We start from the raw sequence: 21,497 nt of genomic DNA on the forward strand, positions 1-21,497 counted from the left end.
TGATATTAACGCACAGTGTTTTTTTCAGTGAGCCTGGCGGACCGGGTCGCTGAACACATCGGTTCAAAAGCCATGACAACATTGGAGCTGCCTGATGATTGGCCATATCCGTAATACGTGCTTTTACAGCCATCCTCCAGCACGCCCAGCAGCATGGCAATATGCCGGCCGCCTGCTTCAAGACCGGCGTTTTTCGCGTATTGAGGAAGCATGAGCTTTGCGGATACCAAATCATTGTCTGTCAGATACGTTAAGAACTGCCCGTCAAGCGCCTGCTCTGCAAGGGTTGGCATGCATTCCGGCCCCCTCACCAAATGATGGCTGAGAGCCCCGCTGGCGATAAATACGGTTTTTTTCCCGCTTTCTTTCAGCACTCTTCCGGCCAGCTGGCCCCACAAATACGTTTCCTCTAAATTGGCGGCTAATGTAACCGATAAATCGATCACCGGAATATCGCCGTTTGGCACGAGATAACGAAGTGGAACGACTGTACCGTAATCCCAGCAATATACCGGGTCATTGACGGGAATAACGGGCAGCCCTCCATTGATGCCCGCTTCCGCCAATTCAATTGCCAACTCGGTATCTCCTGGATAGGAATACGGAACATCTGATATTAAATTCGGGCATTCCAGCGCCGTCAACACACCTCGATGTTCCGGGGCCGCATCGACAAGATGGTCAAAGCTTGACGTCCAGTGGCAGGAAATGATGACAATCGCGTCAGGCTGAATTCGTTCAATCATTCCGGAAAGCCGCTTCATGCCTTTGACAAGCTCCTTTTGAAACTCAGGCGTTCTTTCTTCAAAGCACATTCTCGGTGTATGCGGAACAAGTGCCGCCAATTCAATCGACATGTATATTCCTCCCAACCCTAATTTTTACGGCTTCGCTTTTGAAGCCGGCTTGCCGCCTATGCCCCAGTGTGTTTTCGGAATCTCTGTAACAAGAACACGGACATTTTCTTTAGGCGCATCCAACGTGGTGCTGACCGCATCTGTCACATGCTGAATGACTTCCTCCACTTTTTCCGGCGGCCGGCCTTCTAATATTTGAATGTGAATAATCGGCAAACCTATCTCCTCCATTTTCAACAGGCTGTAAACGAAACATCGCCAAGACCTTCAACATGTGCTGAAACACGGTCCCCGCGATGCAGCATGACAGCTCCCGTAACACCGCCGGTCAAAATGATGCTTCCCGCTTTCAGCTTTTCGTTTTTCCGGGCGAGCATATCGGCGAGCATCGCTGCCGAATTGGCGGGGTGTCCCACGACTGCAGCGCCTGTCCCCTGCTCTTTGACCTCGCCGTTGATCATTAATGAGACTTTTACCGAATCGAGCCTTAGACCGTCCGGTTTTCTGATTTTTTCACCAAACACGACTCTGGAAGATGACGCATTATCCGCTATAACATCTGGCAGGGTAAAAGAAAAATTTTCATAGCGGCTGTCAATCACTTCAAGAGCGGGAAGAAAAAAATCGGTCGCGGCGAGGATTTGCTCACCTGTAACACCTGGACCTTCTATATCCTCCCCCAGCAAAAAGGCAATCTCAGCTTCGACTTTTGGGTGGATCAGCTGTTCCATTTGGAGCGCCCCGCCATTGGGCACGAGCATATCTTCAAAAATATATCCGTAGATCGGTTCTTCCACATTCATTTGCTGCATTTTCGCCCGGCTCGTCAAGCCCATTTTCGGACCGATAATCCCGCTGCCCTGCTTTGCTTTCAGCAAAATCAACTCTTTTTGTATTTCATAGGCATCTTCAACCGTCAGCTCCGGATGGTCTTTTGTGATTCTTTCGATTTCCCGCTTTTCTACTTCAGCGAGATAAAGCAGATGAGCCGTTTCCTTGAGTGCTGTCGCGTTCATCGCAATTCTTCCCCCTTACAGCTTGATGCAAATATTTGATAATTCACTGAAAAACTCGAAACTGTGAATGCCTCCTTCACGGCCAAGCCCGCTTTGCTTCATGCCGCCGAACGGCGTCCGCAAATCGCGGAGAAACCAGGTGTTGACCCAAACCATTCCCGATTCAATTTGTCCGGCAACACGGTGTGCCCGGCGCAGGTCGTTCGTCCATACGGTTGCACTTAACCCGTAATGGGTGTCATTTGCTTGTGCGATGACTTCATCTTCATCATCAAATGGAATCACCGTCACAACCGGCCCGAAGATTTCTTCTTTGACAACCCTCGAGCTCCGGGAGATCCCCGTGATGATTGTCGGTTCAAGATAACATCCGGAAGCCTGGCCTTCAGAACGCTTACCTCCTGTTAAAATATCGCCGCCTTCGGTTTTCGCCAATGCGATGTAGTTCAGCACCCGCTCAGTATGTTCCGCCGAAATCAAGGCTCCGATATTCGTATTCGGATCAAAAGGGTCGCCGACCTTAAGTTCCTTTGTCTTATGAATAAACTTGTCCAAAAACTCATCATACGCTTCCCGTTCAATATAGATGCGGGAACCGCACATACATACTTCGCCTTGGTTGATAAAGCTTGATTTCAATGTGGTATTGACCGCTTCATCCATGTCGGCATCGGCAAAAATGATATTTGGGTTTTTCCCTCCCAATTCAAATGAGAGCTTTTTTAATGTTTTGGAGGCGGCTTCCATAATGACTTTTCCGGTTGCCGTTTCTCCAGTGAAGGAAATCGCATCAACATCCGGATGTGCAGATAGTGCCGCACCGGCGGAATCAGGTCCAAATCCGTGGACGATATTGACGACACCATCAGGAACACCTGCATCACGGCAGATTTCCCCGAGAAGCGTGGCCGTCATCGGCGTCAGTTCGGCCGGTTTGATGACGGCGGTATTCCCCGCTGCCAAGCATGGCGCTAATTTCCACGTCAGTAAAAGAAGCGGCAAATTCCAGGGATTGATCAATCCGACGACACCGACCGGGCGGCGGATCGCATAATTGATTGCAGCATCATCCGTCTGATAGGCTTCCGTCCCGACTCCCCTCATAAAATCGGCAAAGAAATGAAAGTTGAAAGCAGACCGGGGAATATCCAAAGTGCTTGAGAGTGAAAGCGGCTTTCCGGTATCCAATGTCTCAAGCCTTGCCAGTTCATCCTTTCGCTGAAGAATGATGTCGCCGACCTTGCGGATGATATGAATTCTTTCATCAGCGGTCATGTTTTTCCAGCGTCCATTTAGTGCGCGCCTTGCAGCCGCGACAGCCAGATCCACCTCTTTTTGCCCTCCCTCGGCTACTTTTCCGATCACTTCCTGTGTAGCTGGATTGATGTTGTCAAACGTTCTCCCGTTTTCCGAGGAGAAAGATCTGCCGTTGATAAAATGACGGCAGTCAAACGGTTTTACAATTTTAGCCGACGGGGTGTGAACACTCATATCAATAAACAGCCTCCTTTTCAAATCCTTTCCATTAAATTAAAGGATTTTCAATCACTTGAAAACAGCATTGTTCCTCTATGCGGAACAAACCGGATATTTTTTCCGAAAATTTGATATTTTTCGTTCTTTAATTCAAATTCGTGTTATATTATGTAATAAAAGGAAACAAATCCAATGGAAAGAGTTGAGGAATCAATGACTGTTGAGACAAAGCAGCCAGATCTGCTCAATTCGGTTAAAAATGCGCTTCGGCTGCTTCAATCGTTTACCTTGGATTCACCGGAAAAGAAGGTAACCGAGCTCGCCTTATCGCTCGGCCTTGGAAAAAGCACGGTCTGGAGGCTCCTGAACACACTGGAGAGCGAAGGATTTGTCATGAAGGATCCGGAATCGAAAAGATATAAGCTAGGATTGTCCGTCTTACAGTTAAACACCATTGTCAACTCCACCCTTGAAATCAACAAGGAATCCCAGCCGGTACTCGAAAGGCTGACAGATGATACCGGTGAAACATCCCACATCGCCATGCGCAGGGGATTCAGCGTCGTCTACATCAATCGGACGGAATCCCCGCGTCCTGTTGAAATCCTGTCTTACATCGGCCGGCAAAATCCCATGCACTGTACGAGCTCCGGAAAGGTGCTGCTCGCTTATGACAGGGACGGGCTGTTGGAATGCTATCTCAAACATGGCTTGAAAAGCGTGACAAAGCAAACGATTACAGATGAAAAAAAGCTGAAGGGCGAGCTTGAAGCTGTAAAAGCGGACGGATTTGACGTCAGCCACGGAGAATTCATCGATGGCGTAACATCGGTTTCCGCTCCTGTCAGAAACTATCTCGGTCATGTCATGTATGCCGTCAGCGTCGTCGGCCCAACCAAACGCATGAAGGCCTCACAAGCTAAAATCATACATAAAGTGAAAGAAGCTGCCCGCGACATTTCAGAAAAACTCGGATATTGGAAATGATGCCAAAGAAATGGGGGAATCCGCTTTGTTTGATCTTCATACACACTTCATCCCGGACGATGTCCTGCAATGGCTGAAAGACAATCAAAACGCGGTCGGCGCCGTCTGGGAAAAAAGATCGCCTGATCAAGCAGCGTTTTTGACAGTCAACCGCAAATGGGGATTTGAATTAAAAGAGTTGTTTTTTAAAGAAACCTTATATTTGGAGGCGCAAAAAAAAGCCGGTGTCTCCCATTCGCTCGCATCTCCTGTCCCCCAGCTTTTTCTTTACGATCTTCCCGAGGAGATAACAGATGAATTATCTTCTGTCTATAACAATGCGCTGTCCATATGGACAAAACACAACAGTCATCGTCTTTCAGGTCTCGGGACCATTCCGCTCAACAGTCCGCTGAAGGCTTGCCAGCGTTTAGGTGAGGCGATGGATCTTGGGCTCAAAGGCGCGATCATCGGACCGGGCGCATCCGGCAGGCTTCTCTCAGATGAAGTTTTTACACCGCTTTGGGAAGAAGCCAACAGACGAAAAGCGATCATATTTATCCATCCCCTTCTTTCTGAAGATCCGCGGCTGCGCCGGAAAATGATGCCAAATTTAATCGGTGTTCCTTGGGAAACGACTGTCTGTGCGGCTGACTTGCTGCTCAGCGGTGTTACAGACCGATTTCCAAATGTAAAAATCCTTTTGGCTCATGGAGGGGGCTATCTGCCATATCAAATCGGCCGCCTGAACAAAGGGTATGAAAAGTGGACAGATGTTTCCGCTTCGATCTCGGCCGCGCCGGAGGAATATTTGCCCAGCTTTTGGTTTGACAGTGTGCTATGGAACAAAGAGAGTGCGGCATATTTAATAAAGCTTGTCGGAGAAGAACGGATCGTACCAGGTTCCGACTTTCCTTTTGACCTTTGCGAATGGCCGCCTGCCGACATCGGGCAAAAAGGTGCTGAAGCTTTGCTGAATGTAAAAGTGAAAGCATAAAAAAAGTGGACCTTGGATAAGGTCCACCTTTCTGGCAATATTATAGCGCTTGTGCTGCCGTAATAAGGGCAAGGTTGTAAACATCTTCTGCGTTGCAGCCTCTGGACAGATCGTTCACAGGCATGTTCAGACCTTGCAAGATCGGTCCGACCGCCTCAAAATTGCCGAGGCGCTGCGCGATTTTGTAGCCGATGTTTCCTGCTTCCAGGCTTGGGAATACAAACACATTTGCATCGCCTTTAATAACGGAGTCCGGCGCTTTTTTCTCAGCGACAGACGGAACAAATGCCGCATCAAATTGGAATTCACCGTCAAGCGTAAGCTCAGGCGCTTTTTCTTTGGCAATGGCTACAGCGTTGGCCACCTTTTCAGTCTCATCAGATTTAGCCGATCCTTTTGTTGAGAAGCTGAGCATCGCCACGCGCGGCTCAATGTCGAACATTTTCGCTGTATTGGCGCTTTCGATTGCAATTTCGGCAAGATCCTCGCTGTCAGGCGCAATGTTGATCGCGCAGTCTGCGAACACATACTGCTCTTCGCCGCGAGCCATGATGAAAACTCCGGATGTTTTTTTGACGCCTTCTTTTGTTTTAATAATCTGCAGCGCCGGGCGGACCGTATCCGCTGTTGAATGAGCCGCACCGCTGACAAGACCGTCGGCAAGTCCTTTATAAACAAGCATCGTTCCAAAATAGTTTTCATCTAAAAGAATTTGGCGCGCCTGCTCTTCCGTCGCTTTTCCTTTACGGCGCTCAACGAAAGCCTGCACAAGCTCTTCCATTCCTTCATATGTATGAGGATCATATATATCAACACCATCAAGTGTTAAGTTCAATCCTTTTGCTTTCTCCGTAATGTCCTCTTTGTTTCCGACGAGGATCGGCTTTAAGACGTTATTTCCGGCCAAATTGTTGACCGCTGTCAGGATGCGTTCATCCAAGCCTTCCGGAAATACAATTTTAACTCCTTTTCCTGCTACTTTTTCCTGCACTGTTGTAAATAAATCTGCCACTATATACCCTCCTTGAAGATTGCAAAAAACTTCTCTATTTAGCATACTCTTTTGAGATATAAATTCAATCCTTCAGCCTCAATTATAACGCTTACATATTAAAAACGCTTTTTTTTAATTAAATTAAGCGGAAATATTTTCATGTAGTCAATGGAAAATGGAGATTCAGTACCTTGCCTTAGTACGTATTCGTTATTATTATGCAACAGCCTTCTCCGCTTATACGGGGCTGCCTCAGGGTGCCGCAGTTTTTATTCGAGGACCTTGAAACAGATGAAATAGGGCAAACTATGATATGATGAAATCAATTACATATAAATTGGGAGTGAATGCAAAATGAGCGAACAGCAGAAAACGAATGAAGCCGCACAAACGCTTGACGGCTGGTATGCCCTTCACGATTTCCGAACGATGGACTGGTCTGCATGGAAGCTGCTTTCAAGCGACGAACGCCAGATCATCATCAGCGAATTTACCGGTCTCCTTGAAAAATGGGGCGCGGTGCAAAAAGAAGGAAACGGAAGCCACACATTGTACAGCATCGTCGGCCAGAAAGCCGATTTCATGCTGATGATTTTGCGTCCGACGATGGAGGAATTAAACGAGATCGAACTTGAATTCAATAAATCAAAACTGGCGGAATTTACCATTCCTGCTTATTCATACGTATCTGTCGTCGAGCTCAGCAACTATATGGGAAGCGGTGACGGAGATCCTTATGAAAATCCGCAGGTGCGCGCCCGCCTCTATCCGGAACTGCCTGATGCCAAGTATGTCTGCTTCTATCCGATGGATAAAAGAAGATCGGGCAATGATAACTGGTACATGCTGTCCATGGAAGAGCGGCGAAACTTAATGCGCAGCCACGGCATGATCGGACGCGGCTATGCAGGCAAAGTCAAGCAGATCATTACGGGTTCCATCGGCTTTGACGATTACGAATGGGGTGTAACACTTTTCTCCGATGATGTGCTCCAGTTCAAAAAGCTTGTCTATGAAATGCGCTTTGACGAAGTCAGCGCACGTTACGGAGAATTCGGTTCGTTCTTTGTCGGCAACCGTCTCTCCAATGAACAGCTGCCCGCATTTTTATACGTATAAAAGAAAGAGGCTCCAAAGACGATCTTTGGAGCTTCTGCTTTTAATTACAGCCGCATGGCGGTGTAGGCGGAGTCGGTCTTTTCAGCACCTCAATGGAGGACTCGGCATAGAATGTGGATCCAAGGCCCAGCACTCTGTTTTCCGCTCTGAATGTATATTTTCCGGCGGCCGGCAAGGTTTTATGATTCAACTTCAGCTTGAACTCCGCGATTCCCAATAAATCGATCGTCAGCGGTAGTCTGACCGTTCTTCCGTTGTTCAAGATTTGACCGGTTGTCAACGCCCTTCCATTAACCGTGTCTGTCGTTGTCGCGGAAAACCCGGACGGCAATGTGAATTCAACCGTTCCCAGCGCCAAAATGGAATTTGGTCTGTATGTAAGCTCAATATCGGAGTATGACCACTCCTGTTTGCTGTCCCCTGTGATGATCGAATACAATGAGGCCTTTGCAGCCGGACGGTTCACAGATTCCGTTTTAACCGTTTGGGCATCGGCATGAAGCGACGGCAGAAAAACCGAAGCCATGATCACGAGAGCGGCCGTCAAGACCGAGAATTTAAAACGAAACACACTTTTTAACATAGCAATTCCCCCTACTCATCATTTTCAAATTGTAAACAGCACGGCAGCGGACAACATTAGACGCAATAGAAAGGCAACGCCTCCTTCCAACATCATTTCTCTTAAAAACTACCATTTTTCAAAATGATAGTAAATGTTTTCCATGGGATATTTTTAAATTTAATTCAAAATAATAGAATTTAACTATGCGCCGTTCCTCTTGATTTTTTCCGATCAGAGCCAATAAAGGCCTAATGCCCTACTTTCGGGTTTCCAACACCCGGAAAAACGTATGTTTTGATGTTGACAAACCAGGCATATGACAGTACATTATTGACATTATTTCATCTATCAGAATCTGGTGAAATCTATAGCTTTGCATATGTGAAGAAAGGATATAGAAAACATGCCTAAATTGGGTTCTACAAATCTTGTAAAAGGAAAGATGCTCAACATCAATCCGCCGCAGACACTGGCGCTCAGCTTTTTAATCATCATCGCGGCCGGCGCTTGTTTATTAAAGCTGCCGATCGCCTCCACCACCTATATCTCGTGGGTGGACGCTCTGTTCACAGCAACCTCGGCAACAACTGTAACAGGATTGGTTGTCGTCGATACCGGAACGGATTATACGGTTTTTGGACAAACCGTCATCATGTGCCTGATTCAGATCGGGGGATTGGGCTTGATGACGTTTGCCGTTCTCGTCGTTATGATGATCGGCAAAAAAATCGGCCTGCAGCAGCGGATTCTCGTTCAGGAGGCTTTTAACCAGACATCTTTGGGCGGGCTTGTCCGTTTAGTCAAGCACTTGTTTATTTTCACGATCGTTATTGAGTTTGTCGCCTTTTTGATTCTCTCGATCAGATGGGTGCCTGAATACGGCTTGCAGAAAGGCTTGTTTCATAGTTTGTTTAACACGATTTCAGCCTTCAATAACGCAGGCTTTTCCCTTTGGTCGGACAGCTTGTCGCAATATGTGGGCGATCCGATCGTCAATTTAGTCATTACAGGTCTGTTTATCACCGGAGGAATCGGGTTTACCGTTCTTTTGGATTTATGGACCAAACGAAACTTTCACAAATTGTCGCTCCACTCCAAATTAATGATTGTCGGAACATTGATCATCAACATAGTGTCCGCACTGATGATTTTTATATTGGAGTATGCCAACCCCGATACCTTGGGAGGACTGCCTTTGGCAGACAAAATATGGGGCGCTTATTTTCAAGGTGTCACACCTAGAACTGCCGGCTTTAACACACTGGATATCGCACATATGACAACCCCTTCCCTGCTCATCACCATCGTACTGATGTTTATTGGCGCAGGCAGTGCATCAACGGGAAGCGGAATTAAACTGACAACCTTTATTGTGATGATTTTAGCAACGATTACCTTTTTAAGAGGAAAAAGCGAGACGGTCGTGTTTCATCGGGCCATTAAAATGAAAACCATTTTGCGAGCGTTGGCCATCATCGTCATCAGCTTTTTATTTGTGCTTGTCACAATGTTTATTTTAACCATTACAGAAAAAAATGCTCCATTTTTGGACATCGTCTTTGAAGTGGTTTCCGCATTTGGGACTGTCGGCTTGTCAATGGGACTGACGCCTGATTTAACAACCGTCGGCAAAGCCGTCATCATGGTGATGATGTTCATCGGCCGGGTCGGTCCGCTGACCATGGCATTCACCTTGGCAAAACCTAAAAAAGCGCCGATCCGTCATCCGGAAGATGAAGTCATAACAGGATAAACGGCTGAAAGACCGCTCCCATAGAGCGGTCTGTTTTTTTCTTTCTCGTCATATTAAACATGGCATCCACATACTGTTAAAGGGATAAGGTATATGTAGATCTTCCAGCAATCGTGTTTTCAATGCCATACATGTATTGGAGTATAATTTCTTGACGTTAAGAAATGAGGAGGAACGAAATGAAACCTAAAAAAAATCAATTTCAGCCGCTCCAAGAGCTTGAAATGCCGGATTTTCGGGCAAGCGCCAACCCTTATCCACAGATGGGCGGGCACATGTATCAGCAGCAAATGCAGCCGTATACACAAACGCAAATGGGCGGGCAGCAAACCTATCAGCAGCCTTCCGTACAGCTGACCCAGCCGCAGCCGGCGGGAGTTCAGGTTCCGCAAATGCCTACAGCGCAGGTGCCTTCCCCGAGCATTCCCGGCATGCTGCCGCTTGAGCAATCGTATATTGAAAATATTTTGCGTCTCAACCGCGGAAAGGTTGCGACCGTCTACATGACATTTGAAAACAATCCGGAGTGGAATGCAAAAGTCTTTCGGGGAGAAATTGAAGCTGCCGGGCGCGATCATATCATTTTAAGCGACAGAAAAACGGGCACCCGCTATTTGCTTTTGATGGTCTACCTTGATTACATTACCTTTGATGAACCGATTGCTTACGATTATCCGTATTCAATGGCCTCCTATACCCCAAGATAAAAGGTTCGGTTTGCGAAACCGAACCCTTTTTTTGTTCCTAAAGAATTAGGCGAAATTTCTCGCCTCATTGTTGCGGCTGAATTTATAAATAACGATTAAGAAAAAGGCTGCCGCAAAAGCAAACAATATCAAGATATTCAAATACAGATTGTGAAGATGCTGGCCTTCCTGAAGTTTCGCCAATGTTTCCAAAACCCATGTTTGCGGAAGAAAATCAGCGATTTTCTGCACGAATGACGGCATAATTTCAATCGGCCAAAAACATCCGGAGAGCATAATCGTCGGCATGAAGATTAAATTCTTCAATGCTCCCGCAGCTTTGGAACTGTTCGCAAAGACAACCGTGATTAACGCCAGTCCGACGGCGCTTAACGCAAATATCAGCAACACCGCCGCCATTTCCCAAAAGGAAATGCCTGTTTCAATATGAAAAACATATGTTGCCATCACGAGTGTAAAAAAGACTTGGAATGTGATGACAAGCATGCTTACCACAATATTTGCCAAGACGTACTGCTTTGCGGTAATCGGTGTTGTCAAAAGCCTGAAATAGGTTCTGTTCTCCTTTTCTTTCACCAGTAGTTCGGTTAAACTTCCCGCCGAAAAGAGCATGGCCATCAGCAGAAAACCAACCGTCCGGTCCGTCATGTTTTTGCTTTGCGCCGAATCTTCAAGCTTGTGAGCCGTAAGGGGAACTTTTGAGTTCTGGTAGTTTTTATACATCGTCTGAAATTGCTGATCTCCATTGGCAGATTGACCGAGCGCCGCAATATTGTCAATGTAATGATATAAATATGACTTCACAAAGCCTGTGATTTCAGCACCTTTGACAGAGGCGATTTCGATATGGCCGGGTTTTCCGCCGCGCACGCTTTGGGAAAATCCTTGATCAAACGTAATGGCGCCGTCAAGCTCTCCCGAGGCGATTTGGCTGTCCGCTTTTGACTTGCTGACATTCACAACCTTAATATCGTCAATACCTTTCAAAAAGCGGGCCGTATCCGCCGCGATTTCCCCTTTGTCATGATCGACCACCCCAATGCGCAAATCCCCCTGTTCATCAGTACCGGTTAACAGCGAGACAAAGATTCCAATCAGCGGAAGAATCATAAACAAGAAAATATTGATCTTTTTTCGAAACGTGACATTCAATGTATTTTTGACTAACCAAAGCATTTCTTTCATTTACAGCCCTTCCCTTCTTCTCATTGAGACAACGGCGATCAGCAGGAATAATACAGATAAGCCTACGTTCAGAGAGATCGCGGGCCATCCCGCCGCTAAATCATTTGTATATATGATTTTGATAATGGCTTCGTTCGTCCAAGTGAGCGGGGAAAGATCTTTGATGACAACTAAAGCACCTTGCACATCCTCAACGGGAAAATAAGCGCCGCCAAAAAAAGCGACCAGCGGGATCAGTACATTAATGGTGGCAACCCCAGCTTCTCCTGTGTTCGTCAAATAGCTGATCCCAAGGCCAAAGCTGACGGCAAACAACACAACGGTGAGCACCACAACAAGCACAAGCCAAAGGTGCTCTCCCCAGTTGGCTTTGAATAAAAACATGCTGACGGCGATGACGATCAAGATGCAAAGCAGATTTGCCCCAAGGCCGCCAATCAATTTTCCGGCAAAAATCTCAGCCTTATGAACGGGGGCGGCAACCAGCCGGTCCGCCGTCTTTCTAAGCCTTTCCCCGCGGATTAAATAACTGGCGTGTATTGCCGAGTAAAGCGCGATCAGCGTGGTCATCGTCACCGCGTAATAGTCCATGGAACCCGGTTTTTTATCAGAGTTGAGAGACGTTTCTTTAATATAATCGTCATGAGAGCTGTTTACAAACGCCTCGCCTGCTTGCTTCGGGCTGACTTTTACAATCTCCGCCACCGCATGATACCGGTTGGCAAACGCTGTCAGCATCCCTTGAATGATGCTGTTTTTCACACTGTTTTTCTCCATTTTATAAAACTTCATTCCGCTGCCGGTGACCTCAAGATAAGCATCATAATGTCCTTTTTTGACTTCTGTTTTTGCGTCCATATCACTTAACACTTTTTCAAAATAGACACCGGACGTTTTCGCTTCTTTCGCAAATGTTTTAAACCCTTGCGAGAACTCCCCATCAGACTTGTCTTTGTATAAAACATGGATTTTACCGACGGAAACTTCATGATCAAAAGCATTTGTCAGCGCGGTTCCCAAAATCATGATCAGCACAATTGGAAACGCCAGCATGAAGGCAAGTGTTCGTTTATCCCGAAAAGCTGATATGATTTCTTTTTTTGCTATGATGAATGTATTCAAGCTGATGTCCCCCTTACGAATCCCGTAAATTTCTTCCGGTCAAGGTCAGAAACACGGTCTCCAAGTTCGGCGCTTTTTCTTCCAATGAACGGATTTCAACACCTTCTGCCAGCAGTCGTTCAATGATCTGGTTTAAATTATTGACGCCCGCATCCGAGTTGATTTTCATCATATTTTCTTCCAGCGAAACCGTCTCGACTCCGCTGATCGTTTTTAGCCCGTCAATATCGATATTGTCAGCTGATTTGACATGAATCCAAATATCTTTCGTATCCGTGATGATCGCCTTTAGCTGCTCCTTTGTCCCTTCCGCAATGATTTTTCCGTGATCGACGATGGCAATCCGCGAACAGATTTCCTCCACTTCCTCCATATAATGGCTCGTATAAATAATCGTACAGCCCATCTCATTCAGCTTTTTGACTGACTCCAATATATAATTTCTGGAGTGCGGATCAATTCCCACCGTCGGTTCGTCCATGATGATCAGCTTTGGCCTGTGTGCGATCGCACAGGCGATGTTGAGCCTTCTTTTCATCCCGCCGGAAAAGTTTTTCGGAAAGCTTTTGTGCTTATCGCTCAATCCGACAAAGCGCAATGCCTCTTCAACGCGCTCATGCAGATGGGCCCCTCGCAGTCCGTAGAGTCCCGCAAAAAATTTCACGTTTTCATATGCGGTTAAATCCTCATAAATCGCCAGATCCTGAGGAACGATGCCGATGTTCATTTTAGCGTTTTTCCGGTTTTTCGCGATGTTTTTTCCAAGAATGAAAATCTCGCCCTCATTGCTTCTCAATAAACTTGAGATCATATTGATGGTTGTGCTTTTGCCGGCGCCGTTTGCCCCGAGAAGTCCGAATATTTCACCCTCGGCTATCGATAGTGATATATGATCAACAGCAACAAAATCCCCAAACTTTTTGGTCAGATTTTTGATTTCCAATACATTCATGTTTTCACCTCATTTTGCTTTACGATGTCATTATAAAAAAAAGATGAATGCCGCGGCAGTGCAGCAATTCACCTTTTTCACATGAGATTATTCACGTTTTAACGATGAACTCATTCATGCTTCGGCAACAGCGTTGTCACCGAAAATCCATTTGAACCGTCGACAATGACCTTGCCGTTGACAGAAGCAGCCCGCTCTTCCATTCCGATGATTCCCATGCCTTTTTTGATCTTCTCCTGTCCTTTTCCATTGTCTTTCACTTCGGCTTTAATGAGTTTGTTCAAGACGTGGATTTCGATCGAAGCGTGCGTCGCTTCGGCATACTTCACAGAATTGGTCAGCGCCTCCGTTATATTTTCAAACATGATTTTCCATTGAATATGAGAAATTACATCCAAATCGCCTTTATACAGAAAAGAAATATTCATCTGATGACGTGTCGAACATTCATCGATAAACAGCTTCAACCTATGGATGCCCATCTGCTCTTTCGGCGGTTTTATATTTTTCAATGTCAGTCTGATTTTTTCGATTCCGTCTTTAGAAATATTGATCGCATTTTGCAGCAGCTCGGACGCCTTGTTTTTATCGATATCAAGCAGCCGTTTCGCCGCTTCCAGCTGGATGAGCGCGCCAGTCATCGAATGGCCGATTTTATCATGTATTTCCTGGGAAAGCCTGTTGCGTTCCTCCAATTTAAAGGTATATTCAGATTGTCTGATATATTCCTTGTTGTTATGAAGCGCCTTCGTTAATGTCTGCATCGCTTTTCTTGTTTCATCAATTTTGTCTTCCAGCGATCTAATCCGCGCTGAATATTGTTTGGCGACCGTAAACATAAGAAACGTAAAGGAAACAGTGAGACCGTATACAGGCAGCCATGACGTATCGAGAGACAGAGCAGGTAAAAGCGAAACGGCCAAAATCAGCCACTTGTTACGAAGATAATCAAACAACAATTCGTACACGTTTAATGGCAATAATAAAATAAATAAAGGCTCATGCCGGCAGAATACAAGCGTCATGAAGATCGATACGGCGATAGTTGTCTTTTTAAGCGCTTCTTGCTGTAAGATGGCAGCCAGGATATTGATGGAGAAATAAAGGACGATATAAAAAACAACCCAGCTTAAGCTGCTGACAGGTGATAGGATGCAGTTGAACGAAATGTATCCAAGCAGAATCAGTTTGATGATAATGACCCAAAGTTCCATGATCATTCCTCAGCTCAAATCGGTTTTTCCGGTTAGATAATAGATGGCGATTTGCGTTCGATGCTCAAGCCCCGTCTTCCCTAAAATCGAAGATATATAATTGGCAATCGTTCCTTCTGATATAAACAGCTCTTTGGCAATCTCTTTATTTGAACATCCTCTGGCGATTAAAGCCATAATTTGCAGCTCCCTTTCAGTGAACAGGCTCTTATCGATTTTGAGTTCCGGCTCTTGATTGCTTTTTAAATTTGACTTGATTTTGTCAAGCACAACATCCTGCATGACGGTATGGCCGTGGTATACACTTTTAATCGCATCTCTGATCCGTTCCGGTTCAGTGTTTTTTAGCAAATAGCCCTTCGCTCCGTTTTGGATGGAGGCCAAAATATATTCATCATCATCAAACGTCGTTAAGATGAACGGAGCAGCCTGCGTTTGTGTGGAAATCAGCTTGGCAGCCTCAACCCCGTTCATATCCGGCATGCGGACATCGAGCAAAGCAACATCCACTTGATGGGCCATGCAGTAATCAACAGCTTCGCGGCCGTCCCCGACAGTTGCCATCACTTCAAATTCATCGTAAGTGCTCAAAATAATTTTCATGCCTTCTCTTATAAATGAGTTATCATCCGCTATGATCACTTTTATTTTCATCGCTTTGTTTACACGGAGACCGGATTCTCCGCATGTGCACATCCCTTCTTTAATAAAAAAGGCCGAACCGGTTAATACCATTTAATTTATCATGAAAACGGGACTGTTAAAATAAAAAAATCCAATCCTTCTAAAGGATTGGATTTTTAACGATTAGAGGTATTTTACCGCAGATACAACAACCATGATCCACGCTGCGATGAAAGCCACGCCGCCGAGCGGAGTGATGGCGCCGAGGACGCTGATTTGCGTGAGGCTGAGGACATATAAGCTGCCGGAAAATAAGACGATGCCGGCAAACATCAGCCAGCCCGCAGCCGTCACGCTCCCCGCGCCTGTAAGCTTTCCGGCAATCAGGGCGACGGCGATCAGCCCAAGTGCATGGTACATATGATATTGAACACCAGTCTGCCAGATTTGAAGATATTTTTCAGGGATCTTCCCTTCAAGCCCATGAGCCCCAAACGCCCCTAGAGCAACCGCAATCATTGCGTTTATCGAACCTAAAATGAGGAATAATTTCATGATATTTTCGCCCGCCTTTCTCCTCTCATCATAGCGTACAAACTCAAGATTTCAACTGACTGAACCTCATGACACAAGATTGTCAAATTTCTTTTTTCTAAGCTGGATCTGTTCCACCGCAATCGCTATGACCGTCCCCAGTACAAGACCATTGCTTAAAAGGGAGACAACAACAGGGTGCATCCCCGCCAAGGCGCTTTCAGGAACAAACATCACACCGACGCCCGCCAGAAGTGCAATTCCTGTAACAAAGCGGACGCGGCCGGCCTCGTTCTTCCCATAAGCGTCAAATTCAGCGAAAGCCATACCGACCATCGTCGAAAACACGACAAAATTAACGGCAAAACCAACCGGAGACGGGAGGCTCGCAAATACGTTCATGATATACGGAAAAAAGCTGATGAAAATCACAATCAGACTTCCGAGTAAAAAAGGTTTCTTCGAAGAGACCCGCGTCGTTTGAATAAACCCGGCCGCTCCGGAAATCGGCACCGTCCCTACAGCGCCGAGCAAACCGCTCAGCAAATGGCTGACTGAGGCGATGAAGCCCGCCGGTCGGGCCCGCTTCCTTTCTTCAAGCTTTTCAAACTGTTTGACGGCCCCTTCAACCACCCGGATGCTGGCCAGCATGTTGACAATCAATAACACCGTAATAAACAAGGATGTGACGATTAAACCGCTGTCAAACAGCGGAACGCCGAACGGAAAGATATCGGGCAGATGAAAAAGCTTATCCGCATGTTCCGGCGGCTTTGCGACGCCAAACACGGCAAACAGAATCCAGCCGCCAATAAGCGCTATCAAAATCGAGTATTGTTTAAGAAACGGAACATTCGATTTGCTCATCAGAAATGTTGTCAGCATAATAACGGCCGCAAGCAAAAAGACAGGAACATCAAGATCGTTTTGGCGGTAGCCGATCCCCATGACTCCTTTCACAATCGGCTCGGAAAGCTGAATGACCAAGAGCAAGAGATAAACGCCCGTCACAACAGGCGTAAACATGACAGCCAGCTTGTCGATGACTTTAAATAGGCTAAAAATAAAAAAGAAGACCGCACTTAGAAGCATTGCCCCCTGAAGCGCCTGAAGCGTTTCACCATAAGCGGCGAACACGGTTCCGGTCAGTCCCGCATAAATCGTGTATACTCCCCACCAAAGGCCGGCAGGGCTCTCATTAATCGGCAGACGGTGGCCCAGCAATGTTTGGATGAATGCCGTTGTCCCCAACACGAAAAACGTGCTTTGAATCAGCCCCGCCGTCTCCGTCTGATTCAGCTCAAATGACTGCCCGATCGCAATGGGCACCACGATGGCGGAAGCGATAATAAATGCCGTCCATTGTAAAGCCCCAAAAAGCAGTTTCAAGTTTATCAACCTCTCTTTTTCAAAAAAGCAAACGGCTCCTAGAAATCAAAAATTGAGTCCCCGTTAGCGTCTTCCTCATGTTTTTGTTTCTCTTTTTTTTGATACTGTTCAGCTCCGGCGGCTCCCATCATTTTTTCCAGCATCAGCTGGTCGCTCGAAGATTTTTTTGCCGGCTGAAGATATGGGGACGGCTGAGCTGTCGGTCTCTGCTGTTCAACGATGACGTCGCAGAGGGAACGAATGACCGCCACATGCATTTTTAACTCGTTCTCATGGGCGCTGTCCTTCGCTTTTTTTAATTCATCCTCCATCTTTTCCAGCAAGCTTGATATATGTATGTTCATCCATTCGATCCTCCAAACCGTTTCGATTTTCCATTTCATTTTAACAAATTACATTCTCTCGTGCTGAAAGCACTTTCCGATTTTTCAATCCCAAAAGGATATTTTTCGAAACAGCAGGTCCTTGTTTTCCAATTCAAAAAACAAAAAGCGAGCATCAACTCAGCCTAAAATCCTTTTTTCTTTCACCTTAAGAGTTGACGGGCGAACGTGAGTTCACGCATAATGCAAGAAAAAACAAACCGAGAACCGCCATCCTGAGTTTAGCGGTTCTCCAGATTTTCCAAATTGGGAATTGACCAGTCGATGGGTTCTTCATTGATTTTTTGCAAACATTGGTTTGCTCTGGAAAACGGCCTGCTTCCAAAAAATCCGTTTCTTGCCGAGAAAGGACTTGGGTGAGGCGACTGAATAATAAAATGCTTTGAAGTGTCGATCCTTTCTTTCTTCGCTTGGGCATGGCGGCCCCAAAGAATAAAGACCACCGGCTTCTCCCTTTTGTTCAAAACATCGATAACACTGTCCGTCAGCTGCTCCCAGCCCTTTCCTTTATGTGAATTCGCCTGTCCCCGACGCACGGTCAAAACGGTGTTTAAGAGGAGGACCCCCTGCTTGGCCCAGCTGACAAGTGAACCGTGATTGGGGATGTCTGCGCCAATGTCACTTTGCAATTCTATGAAAATATTTTTCAAAGATGGCGGCGGATTCACCCCCGGCTTTACGGAAAAGCTTAAGCCGTGCGCCTGACCCGGTCCGTGGTACGGATCCTGACCAAGGATGACGACCTTGACTTTTTCATAGGAAGTGTAGTGAAAAGCATTGTAAATATCGTTGGGTTCAGGATACACCGTATGCTCGACATACTCTCTTTTCAGCATTTCTCTCAACTCTTGATAATAGGGCTTTGCGAATTCATTTTTCAGCTGCTCCCACCAGCTGTCATTCAAAATCTGTTTCAATGGTTCAGCCTCCTTTAACTAAATTGCCTTTCGCGAACAAGCCTGGAAACGACAGGTTCGCCGTCCCATACAATTTTGCTTTCGGCCTCCCTCTTCTTCATAGCAGGTTCTTCAAGAAGCACAAAAAAGTTTTTCGTCGGCAGCTTTCCAAGCTGATGCTTTTCACTCAAGATATCTAAATAGTACTGCCTCTTGCCGTCAAGGTTGCTGGACTGATTGTCGCCTTGTTCTGAAAATGCGTAGATCACGCTTGCGGCAGGAACTCTTTTCACGCGAAACTGTTCGGCTGCACGCAGAAAAAAGTCCCAGTCCCAATAATTATGAACACCGGGATCAAAATAACCGATTTCAATGTGAAGCGAACGTTTATACATGCTTCCCGAAGGAACATATGTAGAAAATTTCCTCATCTCCTCTAAGTCAAACGTATAAGCGAAAAGATGCCGGTTTTTTGGGATTCTTGTGTCTTCTTCCTCTTTAAAAGACACAATCTCAGCATCGGAATACACAAAATCTGCCGTTTCCAGCGCTTTTGCCATTCTTTCCATATGGCATGGAGTGAAAAAATCATCGTCATCACACAGCATGATAACATCTCCTGACGCTTCTTTCACCCCTATGTTTCTCGCTTTCACATGCTTGACATTCTCAGTCAGGTGAAGCACCTTGATCGGCAGGTCTGAATAGAGCCGCTGAACAATGTCGACCGGCTCCCCCGCATCATTGACAATAATGATTTCAAATGGTTTGATGGACTGTTTTGCAATGGATTCAAGCAACTCACACAATGGGGAAATCCGATTGTGGGTTACGATAACGATCGAAATGTTCATGATTTGCTATGAGCGCTCCTTTTTCAAATTTACTTTTCCATTATAAATCACAAAACGAACGATTTGATATGAACAAAAGTCGGACATTTTTCCATTCCCCTCTTTTTTCCTGCATATGGGCTTTAGGATCGATTTCCTCCCAGACCCACAGAAGATGATGATGCATGAAAAGGATGGGCATTTGGAAATATAAAAGTTAATCATAACAGATGAGCAGATAGGGGCATTTCTACATATGAACATCATCGATCTTACGATTGAACTGCTAACAGGATTTATCTTTCTTTTTCTCATCGTTAAATTTGTCGGTAAGAAGATCATCGATCAAATTACACCCTTCACTTTTATCGCGTCTATCGTATTGGGAGAATTGCTGGGAAATGCTTTATATGACAAGCAAACAGGAGTTTTATATATTCTTTACTCCATGGCGTTATGGGGATTAATGATTTTTGCGGCCGAATTTCTGACACAAAAGTTCCTGTCTTTTCGCGGATTATTTGAAGGAAAACCGTCCGCACTTATCAAAAATGGGAAGGTCGATCGCGAAGAATTGAAGAAAAACCGCATGAATATCAATCAGCTGCAAAGCCTGCTTCGGCAAAGCGAAACGTTTTCCATTCGGGAAGTTGCTTTTTGTTATTTAGAGGCGAACGGTTCGATCAGCATCTTAAAAAAAGCAAAATATCAAAAAACGACCCAGGAAGACTTCAATATGCCTGCAAAATCCGTTTATGTACCTGTCACGCTCATACGCGACGGCAAAGTCTTATGGGATGAATTAAACGATCTGGGTTTTAATGAAGCCTGGTTAAAAACGCAAATCAGATCTCAAGGCGTTCCGACTGACTATAAAAATATTTTTTTAGCTGAGTGGCTGGAAGGTGACGGACTTTTTGTGCAGACTTTCAAATAATTTTTTGCTGATCAGTCATTCCATCGCCAGAACCAGGCGGGCATGACCGCCGGTCTCCATGATTTGTGATCATTTGAAAAGCTGTCTATAATAAAAACTAAACCAATCTATAGATGGAATTTTTTAAGGTGGAGGATTGACTGAACATGACAATGCACAAAGCGCTCACAATTGCCGGCTCAGATTCAAGCGGAGGAGCTGGTATTCAAGCCGATTTAAAAACCTTCCAGGAAAAGAATGTATACGGCATGACGGCCCTTACGGTTGTCGTCGCCATGGACCCCGACAACAGCTGGAATCACCAGGTATTCCCAATTGAGACCAATGTCATTCGCGCCCAGCTGTCCACGATCGTAAACGGGATCGGAGTAGACGCCATGAAAACCGGCATGCTTCCGACCGTTGAGATTATAGAGCTGACGGCGAAAACGATCAAAGAGCACAACATGAAAAACGTCGTCATCGACCCCGTCATGGTCTGCAAAGGAGCGAATGAAGTGCTGTATCCGGAACATGCCAAGGCATTGCGGGAACTTCTTGCTCCCCTTGCAACGGTGATTACGCCAAACCTTTTTGAAGCCGGACAGCTCAGCGGTCTCGGAGAAATTAAAACCGTTGAACAAATGAAGGATGCTGCCAAAGCTATTCATGACCTTGGCGCCAAATACGTCCTCATTACAGGAGGCGGCAAACTGGCCCACGAAAAAGCAGTCGATGTTTTATATGACGGTCAGACAGCAGAAGTTTTGGAAGGGGAGAGAATTGACACCCCGTACACCCACGGAGCGGGCTGCACCTACTCAGCGGCGGTCACGGCTGAGCTTGCAAAAGGAGCCGGTGTGAAGGATGCCATTTACTCGGCAAAAGATTTCATTACCGAAGCCATACGCGGATCTTTCCGATTAAATCAATACGTCGGTCCAACAAAACACTCCGCCTGGCGGCTTAACGGAAAATAAAACAAAAAGAACCCCTCTT

General features: G+C 45.9%; 23 protein-coding genes. 7 read left to right on the forward strand and 16 right to left on the reverse strand.

The features are described 5' to 3' along the window. Nucleotides 1-5 precede the first annotated feature (5 nt). Genes P3X63_RS20735 through P3X63_RS20750 form a run of 4 tightly spaced genes read right to left on the reverse strand, consistent with a single transcriptional unit; the run spans nt 6 to nt 3,364 of the window. Nucleotides 6-857, reverse strand: a complete 852-nt coding sequence (locus P3X63_RS20735; RefSeq protein WP_026589139.1) for a DODA-type extradiol aromatic ring-opening family dioxygenase — start codon at nt 855-857, stop codon at nt 6-8. 24 nt (nt 858-881) lie between these two features. Beyond that, nucleotides 882-1,073, reverse strand: coding sequence for a 4-oxalocrotonate tautomerase (locus P3X63_RS20740; RefSeq protein WP_026589140.1), 192 nt, complete (start codon nt 1,071-1,073; stop codon nt 882-884). Nucleotides 1,074-1,090: 17 nt separating this feature from the next. Continuing rightward, nucleotides 1,091-1,873 carry a 2-keto-4-pentenoate hydratase gene (locus tag P3X63_RS20745; RefSeq protein WP_026589141.1) on the reverse strand — a complete coding sequence of 261 codons (783 nt, stop codon included), beginning with the start codon at nt 1,871-1,873 and terminating at the stop codon, nt 1,091-1,093. A 15-nt stretch (nt 1,874-1,888) separates the two neighbouring features. Then, nucleotides 1,889-3,364 carry an aldehyde dehydrogenase gene (locus tag P3X63_RS20750; RefSeq protein ID WP_026589142.1) on the reverse strand — a complete coding sequence of 492 codons (1,476 nt, stop codon included), beginning with the start codon at nt 3,362-3,364 and terminating at the stop codon, nt 1,889-1,891. Nucleotides 3,365-3,562: 198 nt separating this feature from the next. On the opposite strand from P3X63_RS20750, the gene P3X63_RS20755 reads away from it, so the two are divergent. Next, a complete protein-coding gene (locus P3X63_RS20755) occupies nt 3,563-4,336 on the forward strand; it encodes an IclR family transcriptional regulator (protein ID WP_277692954.1) in 774 nt (257 codons plus the stop codon). A 25-nt stretch (nt 4,337-4,361) separates the two neighbouring features. Continuing rightward, the gene (locus P3X63_RS20760) at nt 4,362-5,312 is read left to right on the forward strand and encodes an amidohydrolase family protein (RefSeq protein WP_026589144.1); all 951 of its coding nucleotides are present in this window, start codon (nt 4,362-4,364) and stop codon (nt 5,310-5,312) included. A gap of 40 nt (nt 5,313-5,352) precedes the next feature. Here P3X63_RS20760 and pta read toward each other — a convergent pair whose 3' ends face one another. Next, nucleotides 5,353-6,324, reverse strand: a complete 972-nt coding sequence (gene pta / locus P3X63_RS20765; RefSeq protein WP_026589145.1) for a phosphate acetyltransferase — start codon at nt 6,322-6,324, stop codon at nt 5,353-5,355. A gap of 336 nt (nt 6,325-6,660) precedes the next feature. Here pta and hemQ point away from each other — a divergent pair, with 336 nt between their 5' ends. Beyond that, a complete protein-coding gene (hemQ, locus tag P3X63_RS20770) occupies nt 6,661-7,425 on the forward strand; it encodes a hydrogen peroxide-dependent heme synthase (protein WP_277691862.1) in 765 nt (254 codons plus the stop codon). Between the two features lie 40 nt (nt 7,426-7,465). Here the strand turns inward: hemQ and bslA are convergent, their stop codons facing one another. After that, nucleotides 7,466-8,008 carry a biofilm surface layer hydrophobin BslA gene (gene bslA, locus P3X63_RS20775; RefSeq protein WP_026589147.1) on the reverse strand — a complete coding sequence of 181 codons (543 nt, stop codon included), beginning with the start codon at nt 8,006-8,008 and terminating at the stop codon, nt 7,466-7,468. A gap of 385 nt (nt 8,009-8,393) precedes the next feature. On the opposite strand from bslA, the gene P3X63_RS20780 reads away from it, so the two are divergent. After that, nucleotides 8,394-9,743: a TrkH family potassium uptake protein gene (locus P3X63_RS20780; RefSeq protein WP_277691864.1), complete on the forward strand. Its 1,350-nt coding sequence runs from the start codon at nt 8,394-8,396 to the stop codon at nt 9,741-9,743. 179 nt (nt 9,744-9,922) lie between these two features. Next, nucleotides 9,923-10,450, forward strand: coding sequence for a spore coat protein GerQ (gene gerQ / locus P3X63_RS20785; protein WP_026589149.1), 528 nt, complete (start codon nt 9,923-9,925; stop codon nt 10,448-10,450). Nucleotides 10,451-10,495: 45 nt separating this feature from the next. Here the strand turns inward: gerQ and P3X63_RS20790 are convergent, their stop codons facing one another. The 10 genes from P3X63_RS20790 to P3X63_RS20835 form a co-directional block, all read right to left on the reverse strand. Then, on the reverse strand, nt 10,496-11,635 hold the full coding sequence (locus P3X63_RS20790; protein ID WP_026589150.1) for an ABC transporter permease: 1,140 nt from the start codon (nt 11,633-11,635) through the stop codon (nt 10,496-10,498). Then, entirely contained in the window at nt 11,636-12,757 is a 1,122-nt protein-coding gene (locus P3X63_RS20795) for an ABC transporter permease (RefSeq protein WP_277691868.1), read from the reverse strand. It lies immediately after the preceding gene. A gap of 13 nt (nt 12,758-12,770) precedes the next feature. Further along, nucleotides 12,771-13,709: an ABC transporter ATP-binding protein gene (locus P3X63_RS20800; protein ID WP_026589152.1), complete on the reverse strand. Its 939-nt coding sequence runs from the start codon at nt 13,707-13,709 to the stop codon at nt 12,771-12,773. A 110-nt stretch (nt 13,710-13,819) separates the two neighbouring features. Then, nucleotides 13,820-14,923: a sensor histidine kinase gene (locus P3X63_RS20805; RefSeq protein WP_026589153.1), complete on the reverse strand. Its 1,104-nt coding sequence runs from the start codon at nt 14,921-14,923 to the stop codon at nt 13,820-13,822. Between the two features lie 9 nt (nt 14,924-14,932). Next, complete coding sequence (locus tag P3X63_RS20810) at nt 14,933-15,577, reverse strand: response regulator transcription factor (RefSeq protein ID WP_026589154.1); 645 nt, start codon at nt 15,575-15,577, stop codon at nt 14,933-14,935. Between the two features lie 153 nt (nt 15,578-15,730). Beyond that, nucleotides 15,731-16,102, reverse strand: a complete 372-nt coding sequence (locus tag P3X63_RS20815; RefSeq protein ID WP_026589155.1) for a DUF423 domain-containing protein — start codon at nt 16,100-16,102, stop codon at nt 15,731-15,733. Nucleotides 16,103-16,168: 66 nt separating this feature from the next. Beyond that, nucleotides 16,169-17,470: a purine/pyrimidine permease gene (locus tag P3X63_RS20820; RefSeq protein ID WP_077736019.1), complete on the reverse strand. Its 1,302-nt coding sequence runs from the start codon at nt 17,468-17,470 to the stop codon at nt 16,169-16,171. 38 nt (nt 17,471-17,508) lie between these two features. After that, nucleotides 17,509-17,814: a YwdI family protein gene (locus P3X63_RS20825; RefSeq protein WP_026589157.1), complete on the reverse strand. Its 306-nt coding sequence runs from the start codon at nt 17,812-17,814 to the stop codon at nt 17,509-17,511. 260 nt (nt 17,815-18,074) lie between these two features. Then, a complete protein-coding gene (locus P3X63_RS20830; protein WP_026589158.1) occupies nt 18,075-18,770 on the reverse strand; it encodes a uracil-DNA glycosylase in 696 nt (231 codons plus the stop codon). Between the two features lie 14 nt (nt 18,771-18,784). Further along, nucleotides 18,785-19,603, reverse strand: coding sequence for a glycosyltransferase family 2 protein (locus tag P3X63_RS20835; RefSeq protein ID WP_077736017.1), 819 nt, complete (start codon nt 19,601-19,603; stop codon nt 18,785-18,787). A 235-nt stretch (nt 19,604-19,838) separates the two neighbouring features. Here P3X63_RS20835 and P3X63_RS20840 point away from each other — a divergent pair, with 235 nt between their 5' ends. Beyond that, complete coding sequence (locus tag P3X63_RS20840; protein ID WP_026589160.1) at nt 19,839-20,519, forward strand: DUF421 domain-containing protein; 681 nt, start codon at nt 19,839-19,841, stop codon at nt 20,517-20,519. A gap of 146 nt (nt 20,520-20,665) precedes the next feature. Then, nucleotides 20,666-21,478 (forward strand): bifunctional hydroxymethylpyrimidine kinase/phosphomethylpyrimidine kinase, encoded by an 813-nt coding sequence (locus tag P3X63_RS20845; protein ID WP_077736016.1) that lies wholly within the window; start codon nt 20,666-20,668, stop codon nt 21,476-21,478. Nucleotides 21,479-21,497 lie beyond the last annotated feature (19 nt).

This window comes from Bacillus sp. HSf4 (assembly GCF_029537375.1).
Lineage (GTDB): Bacteria > Bacillota > Bacilli > Bacillales > Bacillaceae > Bacillus > Bacillus sonorensis_A.

Excerpts from the sequence above, each read along its gene's own strand:
- P3X63_RS20815 (WP_026589155.1), bottom strand. The coding sequence starts at position 16,102 with ATGAAATTATTCCTCATTTTAGGTTCGATAAACGCAATGATTGCGGTT.
- P3X63_RS20790 (WP_026589150.1), bottom strand. The coding sequence starts at position 11,635 with ATGAAAGAAATGCTTTGGTTAGTCAAAAATACATTGAATGTCACGTTT.
- P3X63_RS20750 (WP_026589142.1), bottom strand. The coding sequence starts at position 3,364 with ATGAGTGTTCACACCCCGTCGGCTAAAATTGTAAAACCGTTTGACTGC.
- P3X63_RS20780 (WP_277691864.1), top strand. The coding sequence starts at position 8,394 with ATGCCTAAATTGGGTTCTACAAATCTTGTAAAAGGAAAGATGCTCAAC.
- P3X63_RS20735 (WP_026589139.1), bottom strand. The coding sequence starts at position 857 with ATGTCGATTGAATTGGCGGCACTTGTTCCGCATACACCGAGAATGTGC.
- P3X63_RS20805 (WP_026589153.1), bottom strand. The coding sequence starts at position 14,923 with ATGGAACTTTGGGTCATTATCATCAAACTGATTCTGCTTGGATACATT.
- P3X63_RS20835 (WP_077736017.1), bottom strand. The coding sequence starts at position 19,603 with ATGAACATTTCGATCGTTATCGTAACCCACAATCGGATTTCCCCATTG.
- P3X63_RS20745 (WP_026589141.1), bottom strand. The coding sequence starts at position 1,873 with ATGAACGCGACAGCACTCAAGGAAACGGCTCATCTGCTTTATCTCGCT.
- gerQ (WP_026589149.1), top strand. The coding sequence starts at position 9,923 with ATGAAACCTAAAAAAAATCAATTTCAGCCGCTCCAAGAGCTTGAAATG.
- hemQ (WP_277691862.1), top strand. The coding sequence starts at position 6,661 with ATGAGCGAACAGCAGAAAACGAATGAAGCCGCACAAACGCTTGACGGC.
- P3X63_RS20845 (WP_077736016.1), top strand. The coding sequence starts at position 20,666 with ATGACAATGCACAAAGCGCTCACAATTGCCGGCTCAGATTCAAGCGGA.
- P3X63_RS20825 (WP_026589157.1), bottom strand. The coding sequence starts at position 17,814 with ATGAACATACATATATCAAGCTTGCTGGAAAAGATGGAGGATGAATTA.
- P3X63_RS20840 (WP_026589160.1), top strand. The coding sequence starts at position 19,839 with ATGAACATCATCGATCTTACGATTGAACTGCTAACAGGATTTATCTTT.
- P3X63_RS20755 (WP_277692954.1), top strand. The coding sequence starts at position 3,563 with ATGACTGTTGAGACAAAGCAGCCAGATCTGCTCAATTCGGTTAAAAAT.
- P3X63_RS20800 (WP_026589152.1), bottom strand. The coding sequence starts at position 13,709 with ATGAATGTATTGGAAATCAAAAATCTGACCAAAAAGTTTGGGGATTTT.
- P3X63_RS20810 (WP_026589154.1), bottom strand. The coding sequence starts at position 15,577 with ATGAAAATAAAAGTGATCATAGCGGATGATAACTCATTTATAAGAGAA.
- bslA (WP_026589147.1), bottom strand. The coding sequence starts at position 8,008 with ATGTTAAAAAGTGTGTTTCGTTTTAAATTCTCGGTCTTGACGGCCGCT.